Source organism: Pseudomonas fluorescens (assembly GCF_041354075.1).
Lineage (GTDB): Bacteria > Pseudomonadota > Gammaproteobacteria > Pseudomonadales > Pseudomonadaceae > Aquipseudomonas > Aquipseudomonas fluorescens_CE.
The window spans coordinates 140,980-159,200 of record NZ_JARZGC010000008.1 but is presented as its reverse complement, the minus strand read 5'-3'; the positions used below and the strand labels follow the sequence as shown (position 1 = coordinate 159,200).

Below are 18,221 nucleotides of genomic sequence, written 5' to 3'. Positions count from 1 at the left end.
CTCACTCATAACGTAGCGCCTCCGCAGGCTGGGTGCGCGCGGCACGCCAGGCTGGATACAGGGTGGCGAGGAAACTCAGGACCAACGCGGCGGCGCAGACCATCAACACATCCTGGCTCTGCACTTGCGACGGCAGGTAATCGATGAAATACACGTCGGCGTTGAGGAATTTGTGGCCGATCAGGCCTTCGAGCGCCGAGATCGCGGCGCTGACGTTCAGCGCGGCGAAGATCCCGAGGACGGCGCCGATCAACGTGCCGACCACGCCGATGACGGTGCCCTGCACCATGAAGGTCGCCATGATCGTGCGCGGCGTGGCGCCGAGGGTGCGCAGAATCGCGATGTCGCTCTTCTTGTCGTTCACCACCATCACCAGCGTGGAAATGATGTTGAACGCGGCGACGGCGACGATCAGCAGCAACAGCAGGCCGATCATGGCTTTTTCCATGCGGATCGCCTGGTACAGGTTGCCGTGGGTACGCGTCCAGTCGCGGGCGTAGTAATGGTCTTCGCCCAGCTGCTGGGCGATGTTCCACGCGGTCCGTGGTGCCTGGAACAGGTCGTCGAACTTCAGGCGCAGGCCTTGCACCTGATCCGGCTTCCAGCGGTGCAGTTTCCCCAGGTCCTGCAGGTTGGTGACGCCCAGGTAACCGTCGATCTCGCCGGCACCGACGTGGAAGATGCCCACCACGGTAAAGCGCTTCATGCGCGGGAACATCCCGGCCGGCGTCACGGTGACCTCCGGCGCGACGAAGGTCAGTTTGTCGCCAATGGCCGCACCGAGCTTGGCGGCCGCCTTGTCGCCGATGACGATGCCAAAGCTGCCGGGCTCGAGGTCGTCGAGCTTGCCCTGCAACATGAACTTGTCAATGATCGAAACCTGCCGCTCCAGTGCCGGGTCGATGGCATTGAGCAGCACCTTGGACACCTTGCCGTTGTTGGTCAGCAGGCCCTGCATCTGGGTAAAGGGCGCCACGGCCGTCACCTGGCGGTTCTGCCGGACCTTGTCGGCCAGGCCCTGCCAGTTGCTGATCGGCTCCCCGGACTCGATGGTCGCGTGGGGCACCATGCCCAGGACGCGGGTGCGCATCTCGTGATCGAAGCCGTTCATGACCGACAGCACCACGATCATCACGATGACGCCGAGGGCGAGACCGATCATGGAAGTCAGGGAAATGAACGACACAAAGTGATTGCGACGCTTTGCACGGGTGTAACGCGTGCCAATGAATACGAAGAGAGGTCTGAACATGTCGGGGCTTGTTCGGAGGGAAAAGGAACGTCCTTGTGGCGGGGGTCGATAACCAGCTTTACACTCAGACCACCGCCGCTACCATGGGTTCGCCATGTCGACATTAGATGAAGAAGATCGCCGCGAATACTACCGTATCGAGGACACGATCGCACTGGAAATTCGGCCCCTGTCCGCTCCCGAAGCCGCAGGCCAGGAAGTGTTGCAGGATGCTTCCCCACTCTTCAACGTGCTCAGCGAACTGCACCTGAGCGAATTCGAGTCGCAACACCTGTTGCGCCAGATCAGCGAGCGCGATCGCAACCTCGCGGCGTTCCTCAAAGTGCAGAACAAACGCATCGATCTGCTCAGCCAGGTGATCGCCCTCACCGTCCTTGGCCAGATCGGCGAACCGCAACCGGTGATCATTTCCGAGGGCGGCATCGACTTCCAGCACCCGACACCGATTGCCACCGGCGCGCACCTGTCGATAAAGCTGGTGCTGATGCCCCAGGCCCTCGGGTTGTTGCTGCGCGCTCGCGTGACTCATTGCGACCCCAAGGGCGATGGCTTCGACGTCGGCACCGAGTTCGAGCGTCCGACCGACGCCCAGCGCCAACTGCTGGCCCGCTACATCTTGCAGAAGCAGGCCCAGGAACGACGTCTGGCCCGCGAACAAGAATCAGGCATTTAACTTAAGGAAGAACCGTGACCCTCATCTACGGCCATCGCGGCGCCAAGGGCGAAGCACCGGAAAACACCCTGACCAGCTTTCAGGAATGCCTCAAGCACGGCGTGCGCCGCTGCGAACTGGACCTGCATCTGTCGATGGACAACGAGCTGATGGTCATTCACGACCCGACGCTCAAGCGCACCACTGACCGGCGCGGCAAGGTGGTCGAGCATACGGCTGCCGAACTGGTGACCTACGACGCGCGCAAGGGCGGCCCGGGCTGGATCAAGCCCTGCCCGATCCCGACGTTGGAAGAGCTGTTCGAGAAATGCGCCTTCGATCACTGGCAACTGGAGGTCAAGAGCGCTTCACGCACCCGCGCCGCGACGACGGTGCTGGCGATTCGCGAGATGGCACAGCGTTTCGACCTGCTCGACAAGGTGACGATCACCTCGAGTTCGCGGGAAGTACTGAAAGCCGCATTGGACCTGGTGCCGGACGTCTCACGCGGGCTGGTGGCCGAGTACGCCTGGCTCGACCCGCTCAAGGTGGCGGCGAGCTACGGCTGTGAGTATCTGGCTTTGAACTGGACGCTGTGTACGCCGGAACGCCTGCAAAAGGCGCAGCGTCAGGGGCTGCATGTGTCGGTGTGGACAGTCAACGAACCTGCGCTGATGCGCAGGCTCGCCGACTTCGGCGTTGACAGCCTGATTACAGACTTTCCCGGTTTGGCCACTGCCACGCTCGGGAATTGCTGAAATCGGTCTCCCCGGCCGGCTCAGGCCACCGGCCGGAGCCGCTCAAAAAAGCCGGTTGAGGCCGTCGTAAGCCGCTACCCGATAGGCTTCGGCCATGGTCGGGTAGTTGAACGTCGTGTTGACGAAGTACTTCAGCGTGTTCAGTTCGCCCGGCTGGTTCATGATCGCCTGACCGATGTGCACGATCTCCGACGCCTGATACCCGAAGCAGTGCACGCCCAGCACTTCCAGGGTTTCGCGATGGAACAGGATCTTCAGCATGCCTTGCGGCTCGCCGGCGATCTGCGCGCGCGCCATGCCCTTGAAGAACGCCTTGCCCACTTCGTACGGAACCTTGGCCTGGGTCAGCTCCTGCTCGTTCTTGCCGATCGAGCTGATCTCCGGAATGGTGTAGATGCCGGTCGGCACGTCATTCACGAAACGCCAGCTGCCGTTCTCGACGATGCTGCCCGAGGCCGAACGACCCTGGTCGTGAGCCGCACTGGCCAGGCTTGGCCAACCGATCACGTCACCGGCACCGTAGATGTTCGGCACGCAGGTGCGGTAGGCCTCGTCGACCTCGATCTGGCCACGGCTGTTGACCTTGATGCCGATGTTTTCCAGCCCCAACTGGTCGGTGTTGCCGGTCCGGCCGTTGCACCAGAGCAAGGCGTCGGCCTTGATCTTCTTGCCGGACTTGAGGTGCAGGATCACGCCGTTGTCCACGCCTTCTACGCGGTCGTAGTCTTCGTTGTGGCGAACGGTGATGTTGTTGTTGCTGAAGTGGTAGCTCAGGGCCTGGGAAATTTCCGAGTCGAGGAAGCTCAACAGCTGACTGCGGTTGTCGACCAATTCCACCAGCACGCCCAGGCCGCTGAAGATCGATGCGTATTCGCAACCGATCACGCCGGCGCCGTAAACGATGAGTTTACGTGGGGTGTGGCCGAGGCTGAGGATGGTGTCGCTATCGTAGATACGCGGGTGATGGAAATCGATGTCCGCCGGGCGATAAGGACGCGATCCGGTGGCGATGATGATGTGCTTGGCCACCAGTTTTTCCACCACGCCGTTGGCGCACACCACTTCGATGGTCTGCTCGTCGGCGAAGCTGCCGGTGCCGAAGAACACGTCGACGCGGTTGCGGGCGTAGTAGCCGGTACGGGAAGCGACCTGCTTGGAAATGACCTTCTCGGCGCTTTTCAGCACGTCAGGGAACGAAAACCAGCGCGGCTCGCCAATCGCCCGGAACATCGGATTGGTGTTGAACTGCATGATCTGCCGGACCGAGTGACGCAGTGCCTTGGACGGGATGGTGCCCAAGTGGGTGCAGTTACCGCCGACCTGCCGACGGCTGTCGACCATGGCCACCTTGCGCCCTGCCTTGGCGGCGTTCATTGCCGCGCCTTCTCCCGCCGGGCCGGAACCCAATACCACCACGTCGTAGTTGTAGACAGCCATGCGTACTCCTCAGAACAGGCCGCGGCGCCCTCGGCACCTGCGGCTAAATCACGCCGATCGGCGGCGTGAAGGAACAATTTGGGGCCAGTGCAGAACCCGGACACAGTCTATAGAAGCGTCACCGCCGCGCACATTAACCCTTGGTCGCGTCGTAGGCTAGTTTTGCCTGCACTACAACGCCAGTCTTCGTTGCGACAAGCACGCTCGTCACTCGGCTTTCTCGCCACTGAGGCGCTCAAAAGCGTGACTGGTACGTGTGACGAAACCGGTATCGGCACGGATCACAAAAAAGGCGCCGATATCGTGTTTTTCCGCGTAGTCCCAGCCACGTTCCGGGCCGAGAATCAGTAACAGCGTCGACAGGCCATCGGCCAACAATGCAGAAGGATTAATGACCGTGACTGACGCAAGGGTATGTGAGACCGGTTTTCCGGTGCGGGCATCGAAGGTGTGGGAATAGCGCCGACCGCGCTGTTCGAAATAGTTACGGTAGTCACCAGACGTCGAGACGCCAAAGCCGTCGACGGCGATGATTCGCTGCGCCACCTGCTCATCGTCCCGTGGCTCCTCCAGAGCGACCTGCCAGGGTGAGCCATCGAGCTTCCTGCCCGAGGCCTTGAGTTCGCCCGTGGCTTCAACGAGGTAGCTGCGGATGCCCATGGCTTCTAGCCTGGCCGCAATACGGTCCACCACGTAACCCGCGGCGATGCTGTTGAAGTCGACTTCGACGGCCGCATCCTTGCACAGCTGATCGCCTTCGATGCGCAAGTGCTGATAACCCACCCGCTGCCGTACGTCTGCCAGCGCCTGGGCGGACGGGACCTTTTCGCCCCGTGACTGGGGACCAAAACCCCAGAGATTGAGCAATGGCTCCACCGTCAGGTCGAAGGAGCCTTCACTTTGTTCCGACAACTGCCGGCCGACGCGCACCAATTCCAGGACCGGCGCGGGCATGTTCTGACAGCGATGGGCAGGCAAATCGTTGAAACGCTCGATGTCTGAATCGCTGCGGTAGGTCGACATCTGTCGATCCACCTGAGCGAGGATTTTTTCGACCTCGGCCTGGACCTCCGCCGGCTTGGGAAGATTGGCCTGGCGCAGGTACTTGATCGAATACGTACTGCCCATGGTCGGGCCGCCGAAGCCCTCCATGGAATCACCGTTACCGCAGCCTGACAGCACGCCAAGCAGTAAAAAGACAATACTCCGCCACCCTTTCAACACTTCCTGCGCTCCCCAAGTCACTGCCTGATACACACCGAGGCCGAGCATTATGCGGCAAGAGCAATCGGTGCACCTTGATCTGACGAGCAACTGAAACGCTTTGACAGCCAGCTAACCTGGCGATCCTGCGGGCTTGTCCGGCCCTGTAATGCGAGGTGGCGAACCCGTGGGAGCGGGTTTGCTCGCGATTGCCACAGTAGGCGCACCGAAAAAACCAAACAGAGCACAAACAAAAACGCCCCGACCGAAGTCAGGGCGTTTCTGATGTGCAGCTAAACGCTTAGCGTGGGAACGCAGGCGGGTTCACACCGGCCATGTCTTCCATCACGCGCACCACCTGGCAGCTGTAACCGAATTCGTTGTCGTACCAGACGTACAGTACAACGCGGTTATCCTGGGTGATGGTCGCTTCCGCATCCACAACGCCTGCGTGGCGCGAGCCAACGAAGTCGGTGGAAACCACTTCCTGGGAGCTGACGTAGTCGATCTGCTTGTGCAGATCCGAGTGCATGGCCATCTGGCGCAGGTACTCGTTGATTTCGTCGCGAGTGGTGGCCTTTTCCAGGTTCAGGTTCAGGATGGCCATCGACACGTTCGGTGTAGGCACACGAATCGCGTTGCCGGTCAGCTTGCCCTTGAGCACTGGCAGTGCCTTGGCGGCGGCAGTGGCAGCACCGGTTTCGGTGATGACCATGTTCAGCGGCGCGGCACGGCCACGACGGCTGCCCTTGTGGAAGTTGTCGATCAGGTTCTGGTCGTTGGTGAACGAGTGAACGGTTTCGACGTGTCCATTGACGATGCCGAACTTGTCATTCACGGCCTTGAGCACCGGCACGATGGCGTTGGTGGTGCAGGAGGCGGCCGAGATGATCTTGTCGTCAGGGGTGATTTCGCCGTGGTTGATGCCGTGCACGATGTTCTTCAGCGCGCCCTTGCCAGGTGCGGTGAGGATCACGCGGGCAGCGCCCGGGCAGGCCAGATGCTGGCCCAGGCCGTCGGCGTCACGCCATACACCGGTGTTGTCGACGATCAGAGCGTTTTCGATGCCGTACTGGGTGTAGTCGACTTCGGTCGGGCTCTTGGCGTAGATCACCTGGATCAGGTTGCCGTTGGCAGTGATGGTGTTGTTGGCTTCATCAATGGTGATGGTGCCATCGAACGGGCCATGAACCGAGTCGCGGCGCAGCAGGCTGGCACGCTTGACCAGGTCGTTCTCGGCGCCCTTGCGGACCACGATGGCGCGCAGGCGCAGGCCGTCGCCACCACCGGTTTTCTCGATCAGGATGCGCGCCAGCAGACGGCCGATACGACCGAAGCCGTACAGGACAACGTCAGTGCCTTTGCGTGCGGAGGCGTTCTGCTGGCCAACCACGTCGGCCAGTTCTTCACGGACGAACTGCTCGGCCGTACGGCCATTGCCTTCGGCCTTGAATTTGGACGCCAGCTTGCCCAGGTCGACCGAAGCGGCGCCCAGTTTGAGCTCGCTCATCGCCTTGATCAGCGGGAATGTTTCGTGGACGGACAGTTCGGTATCGTCGGACTGACGGTGACGAGCAAAGCGGTGCGCTTTGAGAATCGCGATGACTGAACGGTTGATCAGGCTGCGGCCATAGATCGAGCTCACCACGTTGTTATTGCGGTAGAGCTGACCGATAAGCGGAATCATCGCTTCTGCGAGTGCTTCACGGTCGATCCATTCACCAAGACACTGGTCGGGCTTCTGAGTCACGGGAACCTTCCACATGTAGGGGCAGAAAAAAGGGGCTACATTATGCCGCCGAGAAACCCGCGTAGCAATGCGCGCCTGTCGTGCGATCCGTAACAAATTTCCGACAGAAAAAAATCACAGGCGCCGGAGCCCAGTAAAACCGGGCCTTTCAGGAGGGTCAATTTTTTGAAGACATCGCTGTCTTATCCGTAACCCTCCGTAACACTCGCTAGTTTTGCCACTACATAATCGGTGTTCTTCAGCAAAAAACCGGCGTTTTTTGTCTTTACCACTACATTTCGCCAAACTTGCCGGATAGACGCAGTCAGCAACTGACAGGCGGCATCCCGGCCCGCTACAATTACCGACTTTGTCGCAACGCTTGGAGCTCAACCTTCCGTGCCCGTTCTGCGTCTACCGCATCTCCCTGCTGCCGCAGGTAAACAGCATTGGGGCAACCTGCCCGGTGCCGCCCTCAGCCTGGCCATTGCCGAGGCTGCCAGCGCAGCCAAGCGCTTTACCCTGCTGCTGACCGCCGACAGCCAGAGCGCCGAGCGTCTGGAGCAGGAGCTGGGTTTCTTCGCCCCGGATTTGCCCGTACTGCATTTCCCGGACTGGGAAACCCTGCCCTACGACCTGTTCTCGCCGCACCAGGACATCATTTCCCAGCGCATCGCCGCCCTCTACCGGTTGCCGGAGCTGAGTCACGGCGTGCTGGTGGTGCCGATTACCACCGCCCTGCATCGCCTGGCGCCGACAAAATTCCTGCTCGGCAGCAGCCTGGTCCTGGACGTGGGCCAGAAACTCGATGTCGAGCAGATGCGCACCCGGCTCGAAGCCACCGGCTACCGTTATGTCGACACCGTGTACGAACACGGCGAATTCACGGTGCGCGGCTCGTTGCTGGACCTGTTCCCGATGGGCAGCAAGCTGCCTTATCGCATCGACCTGTTTGACGATGAAATCGAAACCCTGCGCACCTTCGACCCGGAAAACCAGCGCTCCATCGACAAGGTCGATTCGGTCAAGCTGCTGCCGGCCAAGGAATTCCCGCTGCAAAAAGAAGCCGTGACCCGTTTCAAGTCACGGTTTCGCGAGCGTTTCGATGTCGATTTCCGGCGCTGCCCGATCTTCCAGGACCTCAGCAGCGGGATCACTCCGGCCGGCATCGAGTACTACCTGCCGCTGTTTTTCGAGGAAACCTCGACCCTGTTCGACTACCTGCCCCAGGACACGCAAGTGTTTTCCCTGCCGGGCATCGAACAAGCTGCAGAAAACTTCTGGAACGACGTGCGCAATCGCTATGAGGAACGTCGCGTCGATCCATCGCGTCCTTTGTTGCCGCCGGCCGAATTGTTTCTGCCGGTGGAAGACTGCTTCGCACGCCTGAAAAACTGGCCACGGGTCGTCGCCAGCCAGCAGGACGTCGAAACCGGTGCCGGTCGCGAACGCTTCCCCGCCCGTCCGTTGCCGGACCTGGCGATCGAAGCCAAGGCCACCCAGCCGTTGGCGGCCCTGGCCGGTTTTCTCGATGAGTTCCCCGGTCGCGTGCTGTTTACCGCCGAATCCGCTGGTCGTCGCGAAGTGCTGCTGGAGTTGCTGGAGCGCCTGAAGCTGCGTCCCAAAACCGTCGACAGCTGGCCGGATTTCGTCGCGAGCAAGGAACGCCTGGCGATTACCATTGCGCCGCTCGACGAAGGCCTGGTGCTCGAGGACCCGGCCTTGGCGCTGGTTGCCGAGAGCCCGCTGTTCGGCCAGCGCGTGATGCAGCGCCGGCGTCGGGAAAAACGCGCCGACGCCAACAACGATGCGGTGATCAAGAACCTCACCGAATTGCGCGAAGGTGCGCCGGTGGTGCATATCGATCACGGGGTCGGCCGCTACCTGGGTCTGGCAACCCTGGAGATCGACAACCAGGCTGCTGAATTCCTCGCCCTGGAATACGCCGAGGGCGCCAAGCTTTACGTGCCGGTGGCCAACCTGCACCTGATCGCCCGCTACACCGGCAGCGACGATGCCCTGGCCCCGTTGCACCGCCTCGGCTCCGAGACCTGGCAGAAAGCCAAGCGCAAGGCCGCCGAACAAGTGCGCGATGTGGCGGCGGAACTGCTCGACATCTATGCACGCCGTGCGGCCCGCGAAGGGTATGCCTTCGCCGACCCGAAAGCCGACTACGCCACGTTCAGCGCCGGCTTCCCCTTCGAGGAAACCCCCGACCAGCAGGTCACCATCGAGGCCGTGCGCGAAGACATGCTCGCGCCCAAGCCCATGGATCGTCTGGTCTGCGGCGACGTGGGCTTCGGCAAGACCGAAGTGGCGATGCGCGCGGCCTTCATTGCCGTGCACAGCGGCAAGCAAGTGGCGATCCTGGTGCCGACCACCCTGCTCGCACAGCAACACTACAACAGCTTCCGCGACCGCTTCGCCGACTGGCCGGTGACCGTGGAAGTCATGAGCCGCTTCAAGTCGACCAAGGAAGTGAACGCGGCGGTCGCGGACCTGGCCGAAGGCAAGATCGACATCGTCATCGGCACTCACAAGCTGCTGCAGGACGACGTGAAGATCAAGAACCTGGGCCTGGTGATCATCGACGAAGAGCACCGCTTCGGTGTGCGCCAGAAAGAACAGCTCAAGGCCCTGCGCAGCGAGGTCGACATCCTCACCCTCACCGCCACGCCGATTCCGCGCACGCTGAACATGGCGGTGTCGGGCATGCGCGACCTGTCGATCATCGCAACCCCACCGGCGCGGCGCCTGTCGGTGCGCACCTTCGTCATGGAGCAGAACAAAAGCACGGTCAAGGAAGCCCTGCTGCGTGAGCTGCTGCGTGGCGGTCAGGTCTACTACCTGCACAACGACGTGAAGACCATCGAGAAGTGTGCCGCCGACCTCGCCGAACTGGTGCCGGAAGCGCGGATCGGCATCGGTCACGGGCAGATGCGCGAACGCGAACTCGAACAGGTGATGAGCGACTTCTATCACAAGCGCTTCAACGTGCTGATCGCCTCGACCATCATCGAGACCGGCATCGACGTGCCGAGCGCCAACACCATCATCATCGAGCGGGCCGACAAGTTCGGCCTGGCCCAGTTGCACCAGTTGCGCGGCCGGGTCGGGCGCAGTCACCACCAGGCATACGCCTACCTGCTGACGCCGCCGCGCCAGCAGATCACTCCGGATGCCGAGAAGCGCCTGGAAGCGATCGCCAACACCCAGGACCTCGGCGCAGGCTTTGTGCTCGCCACCAACGACCTGGAAATCCGCGGTGCCGGCGAACTGTTGGGCGACGGCCAAAGCGGGCAGATCCAGGCCGTCGGCTTCACGCTGTACATGGAGATGCTCGAACGCGCGGTGAAGTCGATCCGCAAGGGCGAGCAACCCAACCTCGACCAACCGCTGGGCGGTGGCCCCGAGGTCAATCTGCGCGTGCCGGCGTTGATTCCGGAAGACTACCTGCCGGACGTGCATGCGCGACTGATCCTGTACAAGCGCATTGCTTCGGCCACCGATGAAGACGGCCTCAAGGACCTGCAGGTGGAAATGATCGACCGTTTCGGTCTGCTGCCGGAACCGACCAAGAACCTGATGCGCATCACCGCGCTGAAGTTGCAGGCCGAGGGGCTGGGCATCAAGAAGATCGACGGTGGCCCGCAAGGTGGCCGCATCGAGTTCGCGGCGCAGACGCCGGTCGATCCGCTAACCCTGATCAAGCTGATCCAGGGCCAGCCCAAACGCTATAAATTCGAAGGCGCCACGATGTTCAAATTCATGGTGCCGATGGAGCGCCCGGAAGAGCGCTTTAATACTGTGGAGGCGCTGCTTGTGTGCCTCATTCCGAAAACTGCTTGAAGGACGCCGAATGCGCCTGTTTCGCTCACTGACTTTGCTGCTGACCCTGGCCGCTCCGATGGCGAATGCCGATGACCTGTATCAGGTTGAAATGATTCTGGTGCGGCAGAACGCCGTGCCGGCCATTGTCAGCCGCGCAGCCCCCGAAGACTGGGATGCCGGGGCTCAGCACATCAGCCCCGGCAGCCTGCGCACACCGAGCCTCAATGGCGAGGTGGAAAAGCTCACCGCCAGCAACGAGTACACCGTCCTGCTGCACAAGGCCTGGCAGCAGCCCCTTGGCGAAGAAGCGTCGAAAGTGGCGATCAGCGACGGCAAGGAACAGTTCGGCCAGTTCCCGATCGAAGGCACGTTGAGCATCAAACAGGGGCGCTTCACCGATGTCGGTGCCGACTTCTGGGTCAACCAGTTCGACGCTGACGGCCTGGTCACTGCCAGTGAGCGCCTGAACACCGACAGCCACACCAAAAACGGACAACTGAACTTCCTCGATGCCGGGCACCTGGGCCTGCTGATCAAGATCACCTCGCTGACCGCGCCTGCGCCACGACCCGTTCCCGAAGAAATACCGGACTGATTTATGTCCGCGCCCCTGAGCAAACCGCTGGCACCCTCCTGGGTCAGCCGATTCAAGGAACAGAGCCTGGAGCGCGGCCGGCGATACGCGCTGGAAAACCGTGTGAGGATCATCGAGGCCGGCGACGCCACCATCACCGCCGTCTGCGAAGGTTCTGGCGGTAACGTTTACCGCCAGACCATTCACCTGCGCGAGTCGGCCAAGGCCACATTGCTGATGGTCGATGCCACCTGCACCTGCCCGGTACGCAGTAACTGCAAACATTGCGCGGCCGTCTTGCTCAAGGTGCAGGACACCCTCGCCTACCCCGCCGCCGCGCAAGACGCGGAACTGCTGGAGAAACTCCAGGCCGTCCTGGAAAACCGCAGCGCGAAAGCGCCACCCCAGGTGCTGGTGGACAACGTGCAGCCGATTCCACGCCTGTGGCTGGCCAGCATCGAATTCAGCGCCTTCGAGCCGCGCAATGGACGGATGCAGCGCTACATCCAGCATCGTGCGGCGCTGTCTTTCAGCTATCTGGATGAATACGTCAGCGGGCAGAAAAATGCCGACGTGCTGATCCGCCAGGAAACACAGACCTTACGGATAAAACGCCACCCGGAAGTCGAACAGGCCTACAGGGAGCAACTGCGAATCCTCGGTTTCAAAGTTGCCACCCGCCAGAGCAAAGCGCTGCCGGAGAGCGCTGGCGAGCTCTATGAGATGGTCAACGACAGCGCCTGGCTGACCTTCACCCTCAACGAACTGCCAAAACTGCGCACCCAGGGCTGGGAGCTGCAGATCGACGAAGACTTCGGTTTCGACCTGACCGCCGTGGACGACTGGTACGCGACGGTCGAACAGACACCGGAGCGTGACTGGTTTGACCTGGAACTGGGGATCATCGTCAACGGCGAACGGCTGAGCCTGCTGCCGATCCTGCTGAACCTGATGCGCTCCCACACCGAAATACTCAACCCGGAGCGCCTGGCCCGCCGTCGCGACGACGAGCTGATCCTGGTGAACATTCCCAATCGTCCGAACTCCGAGCATGGCCCGCTGCAAGTCGCCCTGCCGTTCGGTCGCCTGAAACCGGTGCTGGCGACCCTCGGCGAGTTCTACCTGCAGGAACCCGGGGAAACCACCCTGCGCCTGAGCAAGGCCGACGCTACCCGCCTGAACCCGCTGGAGGACCTGCCGCTGCTGTGGGAGGGCGGCGAACAGATCCGCACCTTTGCCCAGCGCCTGCGCGACGTCCGCGACTATAACGCCACCGCCCCCGAAGGCCTGAACGCGACCTTGCGTCCCTACCAGCTGGAAGGCTTGAGCTGGATGCAGTCGCTGCGCCAGCTGGAAGTCGGCGGCATCCTCGCCGATGACATGGGCCTGGGCAAGACCCTGCAAACCCTGGCGCATGTGCTCAGCGAGAAAAACGCCGGACGCCTCGATCGGCCCTGCATGGTGGTGATGCCCACCAGCCTGATCCCGAACTGGCTCGACGAAGCGGCGCACTTCACGCCGCAGCTCAAGGTGCTGGCGCTGTATGGCGCCAGTCGCAAGAAGCATTTCGAGCACCTGGCCGACTACGACCTGATCCTCACCACCTACGCCTTGCTGCCCAAGGATGTCGAGCGCCTGGCCGCGCAGCCCCTGCATGTGCTGGTGCTGGACGAGGCGCAATACATCAAGAACCCGAACAGCAAGGCCGCTCACGCCGCACGCGAGCTGAACGCGCGCCAGCGCCTGTGCCTGAGCGGCACGCCACTGGAAAACCACCTGGGCGAGCTGTGGTCGCTGTTTCACTTCCTGCTGCCCGGCTGGCTCGGCGACGTTAAAAGCTTCAACCGCGACTACCGCGTACCGATCGAAAAACGCACCAGCGAAGTACGCCTCCAGCACCTGAACGGCCGGATCAAGCCGTTCCTGCTGCGCAGGACCAAAGAGCAGGTGGCAACGGAACTGCCGCCCAAGACCGAAATCATTCACTGGGTCGAACTCAACGAAGCCCAGCGCGATGTGTACGAAACCATGCGCCTGGCCATGGACAAGAAGGTGCGCGACGAGATCACCCGCAAAGGTGTCGCACGCAGCCAGATCATCATCCTCGAGGCACTGCTCAAGTTGCGTCAGGTCTGCTGCGACCTGCGGCTGGTCAACGACGCCACCCTGCCCGCACGCGGCAGCACCTCGGGCAAGCTCGACAGCCTGATGGAAATGCTCGAGGAATTGTTCGAGGAAGGCCGACGGATTCTGTTGTTTTCGCAATTCACTTCGATGCTGGCGTTGATCGAGGTCGAGCTTGAGAAACGTGGCATCGATTACGCACTGCTGACGGGACAAACTCGGGATCGCCGCTCACCGGTGAAGGATTTCCAAAGCGGCAAGCGTCAGATCTTTCTGATCAGCCTGAAGGCCGGTGGCGTAGGCTTGAACCTGACCGAAGCGGACACGGTGATCCACTATGACCCCTGGTGGAACCCCGCAACGGAAAACCAGGCCACCGACCGCGCCTATCGCATTGGCCAGGAAAAGCCGGTGTTCGTCTACAAGATGATTGCCCGTGGCACGGTGGAAGAGAAAATCCAGCACCTGCAAAAGGAAAAATCCGATCTGGCAGCGGGCGTACTGGATGGGCGCAAGGCCGGGGACTGGAAGTTGCAGAGCGATGATATTGAAGCGTTGTTTGCGCCGCTGCCGGACAAGCTGGAAAAGCGCTGATCTCCACCATCTGTGAGGCCTGAGAGATGGCTATCGCGAGCAAGCTCGCTCCTGCAGGGATTACAGCAATCCTGTAGGAGCGTGGCTTGCCCGCGAAGAAAACAACCGGGTATTCAACCCTTGAGCACCCGCGCCAAGGTCGACTTCACCTTGCCCATCCCGTCATGCAGCGCCTGTTCGATCTCGGTCATGGTGATCACCGCCGTCGACTTGCCCGCCGCCGGGTTCACCACCAGCGCCAGGCAGGCGTAATCCAGTTCCAGCTCACGGGCCAATGCCGCTTCCGGCATGCCGGTCATGCCGACGATGTCGCAACCGTCGCGCTCCAGCCGGGCAATTTCAGCCACCGTCTCAAGGCGCGGCCCCTGGGTGCAGGCGTAAACGCCGTGGCTGCTGTAACCGACGCCCTCGGCCGCCAAGGCCGCGATCAGTTGCTGGCGCAGCGGCTCGCTGTACGGGTAGCTGAAATCGATGTGCGTGACCTGTTCCAGGTCATCGGCAAAATAGGTGTGCTGGCGCCCGCTGGTGTAGTCGATCAACTGGTGAGGTACGCAGAAATGGCCGGTGCCCATAGCAGCATGTATGCCGCCCACCGCATTGACGGCAAGAATCGCTTCGGCCCCGGCCTGCTTCAGTGCCCAGAGATTGGCGCGGTAGTTGACCTGATGCGGCGGGAACCGATGAGGATGGCCGTGACGGGCAAGAAACAGCACTTCCCTGCCCGCGTACTCGCCGACCTGCACATCGGCCGACGGCGCACCGTAGGGCGTATCCACCGTCAGTGACTGACGAATGCTCAGGCCTTCCAGTTGAGTCAGGCCGGTGCCACCGATGATCGCGTAAACCGTCATAACATAAAGTCCTTATTCAATCAGTTGAGCGTCTTTGAGCGCGCCGATGGCTGCAAGCCAGCGCGGGTCCTGACGGTATTCGGTGCTGGCATGCGACTGGCCGCGCATCCGCGCAATACGCGCGGACGGCTTGACCTTCAGGCGCTGGGCGGCACTCAGGGCGAGCTCGGCGGCAGCGCGGTCGTTGCACACCAGGCCCATGTCACAACCGGCGGTCAATGCCGCCTCGATGCGGCTGGCGGCATCCCCGACCACATGAGCACCGGCCATCGACAAGTCGTCACTGAAGATCACGCCGTCGAACTGCAATTCACCGCGCAGGATGTCCTGCAACCAGCGACGGGAAAAGCCGGCCGGTTGGGCGTCGACCTGTGGATAGATCACATGGGCCGGCATGACGGCGGCCAGTTGCTGGCTCAACCGGGCGAACGGCACCAGATCGTTGGCACGGATATCGTCGAGGCTGCGCTCGTCATTCGGAATTGCCACGTGGGAATCCGCCTCGGCCCAGCCATGGCCGGGGAAGTGCTTGCCGGTAGCGGCCATACCCGCACTGTTCATGCCACGGATAAAGGCGCCCGCCAACTGCGCAGCACGCTCCGGATCACCCTCGAACGAACGGGTGCCGACCACCGCGCTGCGCTGGTAATCCAGGTCCAGTACCGGGGCGAAACTCAGGTCAAGACCCACCGCCAGCACCTCGGTGGCCATGATCCAGCCGCACTGCTCGGCCAGGTACTCGGCATTCGGGTTGTCGGCAATGGCCCGCATGGCCGGCAGCCGGACGAAACCCTGGCGCAGGCGCTGCACCCGGCCACCCTCCTGGTCCACCGCCAGCAGCAGGTCAGGTCGAACGGCGCGGATCGAGGCGCTCAGCTCGCGCACCTGGCGAGGGTGTTCGATGTTACGGGCAAAAATGATCAGGCCGCCCACTTCAGGCTGGCGCAGTAATTGGCGATCTTCGGCCGTCAGCCAGGTACCGGCGACGTCCACCATCAACGAGCCTTGCAGGCCAGCAGTCATAGCGATTCCTTGATAACGGTGAATCCGGCTCGTACGCATTCGCTGCCTGGGGCTGTGCCCGGCAGGTCGGCCATATCAATGGGGAGCGGATTCGCAACGGGTGTGGGCATGGGCGGCTAGCTTAGCGGATGTCAGCTGCCGCGCCCACCCATGAGCGGTCAAACCTTGGCGGCGACCGGTGTCGACTTGCTGCGCGGGCGCAGCTGTGCGCTGGCCATGGCCGCGTCCGTCACGCCGGTTTCGGCGCGCATGCCGGCGGCCAGGAACGGCACCATCAGGCGCATGACCTGCTCGATGGACGTGTTGACACCAAAATCGGTCTCGGCGATGGCACGCAAGGCCTTGATGCCAGACATGCTGAAAGCGGCGGCACCCAGCATGAAGTGCACACGCCAGAACAGCTCGATGGGCGGAATCTGCGGTGCCGCTTCGTTCACCAGCAACATGTAACGGCGGAACACCTTGCCGTACATATCCTCCAGATATCGACGCAAGTGCCCCTGACTCTGACTGAAGGCCAGACCCAGCAAACGCATGAAGATGGAGAGATCGTTGCCGCTGCGCGGTTGTACCACCAGCGCTTGCTCGACCAGGATTTCCAGCAGCTCTTCCAGGGACGGTTTGTTTTCCGGCTTGGCCTGGCGGCGCTCCAGCTCTTTATCGAGGCTCAGGCAGAATGGCCCGAGAAACCGCGAGAAAACCGCCTGGATCAGCGCCTTCTTCGAGCCGAAGTGATAATTCACAGCCGCGAGATTGACACCAGCCTTGCTGGTGATCAAACGCAACGAGGTTTCAGCAAACCCTTTTTCCGCGAACAACTGCTCGGCAGCATCAAGAATGCGTTCAACGGTTTCCGACTGGGCCATGGCTACTCCGCCTGACAAACACTTGTTTGAAACATACGTTTCAGTCCAGGCCTTGTCAAGCCTGCCGGTTCGTTTCGGGAATGGTCAGTCAGCTATTTAATCACACATTTACGCGCGGTTAATCAGCGCGCGGATCGACCGTCTGGCGGCGGTTGAAAAAAGGGGCATTGCCAAGATGCTTTCACTGTATATAATCCCAGTCACTGTATAAAAAGACAGAGCGATCAATATGCTAAAGCTGACGCCACGCCAAGCAGAGATTCTGAGCTTCATCAAACGCTGTCTTGAAGACAACGGCTATCCGCCCACTCGCGCGGAAATCGCCCAGGAACTGGGTTTCAAATCGCCGAACGCGGCTGAAGAACACCTCAAGGCACTGGCTCGCAAGGGTGCTATCGAGATGACGCCCGGTGCTTCCCGCGGCATCCGCATCCCCGGCTTCGAAGCCAAGGCCGACGAATCCACCCTGCCGATCATTGGTCGGGTTGCTGCCGGCGCTCCCATCCTCGCCCAGCAGCATGTCGAGGAATCCTGCAACATCAACCCAGCGTTTTTCCATCCGCGAGCCGATTACCTGCTGCGGGTGCATGGCATGAGCATGAAGGACGTCGGCATCTTTGATGGCGACCTGCTGGCTGTCCACACCACCCGCGAAGCCCGCAATGGCCAGATCGTGGTGGCGCGCATAGGCGACGAAGTCACCGTCAAACGCTTCAAGCGCGACGGCAGCAAAGTCTGGTTGATTGCCGAGAACCCTGAATTCGCCCCTATCGAAGTGAACCTGAAAGATCAGGAACTGGTGATCGAAGGCTTGAGTGTCGGCGTCATTCGCCGCTAAAGGAGGCTTTATGCAGTTCCCACACACCTCACAGCAAGCCCAACTGCCGTTGTTCGAGGCATTCATGGTGCAGCCGATGGCGCCGATTCTGAAAGACGTGGTCGAGTCGCCCTGGGGCACCGAACCGGAAGTCTTCAGCGAGCTGTCTCTGCGTGGTGCGGCCGGGAGCTGCCTGAGCCTTCTGGCACCGATCCTCAGAGACTTGAGCGAGGATCAGGATGCACGCTGGCTGACGTTGATCGCCCCGCCCGCCAGCCTGACGCAGGCGTGGTTGCGGGACGCCGGACTGAATCGTGAACGCATTCTGCTGCTGCAACCGCGTGGCAGCCAAAGTGCACAACAGTTGACATGCGAGGCCTTGCGCCTGGGCCGCAGTCATACCGTCGTCAGTTGGCTCAACCCGCTGAGCACCGCCGCTCGGCAACAGCTGATCAGCGCCGCCCGGACCGGGGACGCACAAAGCCTGAATATTCGACTGGGTTAAACAAG

Annotated in this window: 14 protein-coding genes; 7 read left to right on the top strand and 7 right to left on the bottom strand. The window is 61.6% G+C overall.

The genetic code is table 11. The features are described 5' to 3' along the window. Position 1: 1 nt before the first annotated feature. The gene (locus QIW53_RS13175) at positions 2-1,252 is read right to left on the bottom strand and encodes a lipoprotein-releasing ABC transporter permease subunit (RefSeq protein WP_192301813.1); all 1,251 of its coding nucleotides are present in this window, start codon (positions 1,250-1,252) and stop codon (positions 2-4) included. A gap of 94 nt (positions 1,253-1,346) precedes the next feature. On the opposite strand from QIW53_RS13175, the gene QIW53_RS13170 reads away from it, so the two are divergent. After that, the gene (locus QIW53_RS13170; protein WP_371050036.1) at positions 1,347-1,925 is read left to right on the top strand and encodes a PilZ domain-containing protein; all 579 of its coding nucleotides are present in this window, start codon (positions 1,347-1,349) and stop codon (positions 1,923-1,925) included. 14 nt (positions 1,926-1,939) lie between these two features. After that, the gene (locus tag QIW53_RS13165; protein ID WP_371050035.1) at positions 1,940-2,662 is read left to right on the top strand and encodes a glycerophosphodiester phosphodiesterase; all 723 of its coding nucleotides are present in this window, start codon (positions 1,940-1,942) and stop codon (positions 2,660-2,662) included. Positions 2,663-2,704: 42 nt separating this feature from the next. Here the strand turns inward: QIW53_RS13165 and sthA are convergent, their stop codons facing one another. From sthA to QIW53_RS13150, 3 genes are all read right to left on the bottom strand, one after another. Beyond that, positions 2,705-4,099, bottom strand: coding sequence for a Si-specific NAD(P)(+) transhydrogenase (sthA, locus tag QIW53_RS13160; RefSeq protein ID WP_371050034.1), 1,395 nt, complete (start codon positions 4,097-4,099; stop codon positions 2,705-2,707). 207 nt (positions 4,100-4,306) lie between these two features. Further along, positions 4,307-5,251 carry an FAD:protein FMN transferase gene (locus tag QIW53_RS13155; protein ID WP_371050033.1) on the bottom strand — a complete coding sequence of 315 codons (945 nt, stop codon included), beginning with the start codon at positions 5,249-5,251 and terminating at the stop codon, positions 4,307-4,309. A 352-nt stretch (positions 5,252-5,603) separates the two neighbouring features. Next, positions 5,604-7,067, bottom strand: coding sequence for a glyceraldehyde-3-phosphate dehydrogenase (locus tag QIW53_RS13150; RefSeq protein WP_371050032.1), 1,464 nt, complete (start codon positions 7,065-7,067; stop codon positions 5,604-5,606). Between the two features lie 363 nt (positions 7,068-7,430). Between QIW53_RS13150 and mfd the strand changes: the two genes are divergently transcribed. Genes mfd through QIW53_RS13135 form a run of 3 tightly spaced genes read left to right on the top strand, consistent with a single transcriptional unit; the run spans position 7,431 to position 14,154 of the window. Continuing rightward, positions 7,431-10,880, top strand: a complete 3,450-nt coding sequence (gene mfd, locus QIW53_RS13145; RefSeq protein ID WP_371050031.1) for a transcription-repair coupling factor — start codon at positions 7,431-7,433, stop codon at positions 10,878-10,880. A 10-nt stretch (positions 10,881-10,890) separates the two neighbouring features. Continuing rightward, positions 10,891-11,457 carry a CsiV family protein gene (locus QIW53_RS13140; RefSeq protein ID WP_371050030.1) on the top strand — a complete coding sequence of 189 codons (567 nt, stop codon included), beginning with the start codon at positions 10,891-10,893 and terminating at the stop codon, positions 11,455-11,457. 3 nt (positions 11,458-11,460) lie between these two features. Next, positions 11,461-14,154, top strand: coding sequence for an SNF2-related protein (locus QIW53_RS13135; protein ID WP_371050029.1), 2,694 nt, complete (start codon positions 11,461-11,463; stop codon positions 14,152-14,154). A 113-nt stretch (positions 14,155-14,267) separates the two neighbouring features. Here the strand turns inward: QIW53_RS13135 and QIW53_RS13130 are convergent, their stop codons facing one another. The 3 genes from QIW53_RS13130 to QIW53_RS13120 all read right to left on the bottom strand — a co-directional run bounded on the left by QIW53_RS13130 (position 14,268) and on the right by QIW53_RS13120 (position 16,894). Further along, the gene (locus QIW53_RS13130) at positions 14,268-15,005 is read right to left on the bottom strand and encodes an S-methyl-5'-thioinosine phosphorylase (protein WP_371050028.1); all 738 of its coding nucleotides are present in this window, start codon (positions 15,003-15,005) and stop codon (positions 14,268-14,270) included. A gap of 12 nt (positions 15,006-15,017) precedes the next feature. Next, positions 15,018-16,028 carry a beta-N-acetylhexosaminidase gene (gene nagZ, locus QIW53_RS13125; RefSeq protein ID WP_371050027.1) on the bottom strand — a complete coding sequence of 337 codons (1,011 nt, stop codon included), beginning with the start codon at positions 16,026-16,028 and terminating at the stop codon, positions 15,018-15,020. Positions 16,029-16,186: 158 nt separating this feature from the next. Then, positions 16,187-16,894 (bottom strand): TetR/AcrR family transcriptional regulator, encoded by a 708-nt coding sequence (locus tag QIW53_RS13120; protein ID WP_371050026.1) that lies wholly within the window; start codon positions 16,892-16,894, stop codon positions 16,187-16,189. Positions 16,895-17,123: 229 nt separating this feature from the next. On the opposite strand from QIW53_RS13120, the gene lexA reads away from it, so the two are divergent. Both lexA and sulA read left to right on the top strand, forming a co-directional pair. Beyond that, positions 17,124-17,732 (top strand): transcriptional repressor LexA, encoded by a 609-nt coding sequence (gene lexA / locus QIW53_RS13115; protein WP_192301830.1) that lies wholly within the window; start codon positions 17,124-17,126, stop codon positions 17,730-17,732. A gap of 10 nt (positions 17,733-17,742) precedes the next feature. Next, complete coding sequence (gene sulA, locus QIW53_RS13110; protein ID WP_371050025.1) at positions 17,743-18,216, top strand: SOS-induced cell division inhibitor SulA; 474 nt, start codon at positions 17,743-17,745, stop codon at positions 18,214-18,216. The last annotated feature ends 5 nt before the right edge of the window (positions 18,217-18,221 follow it).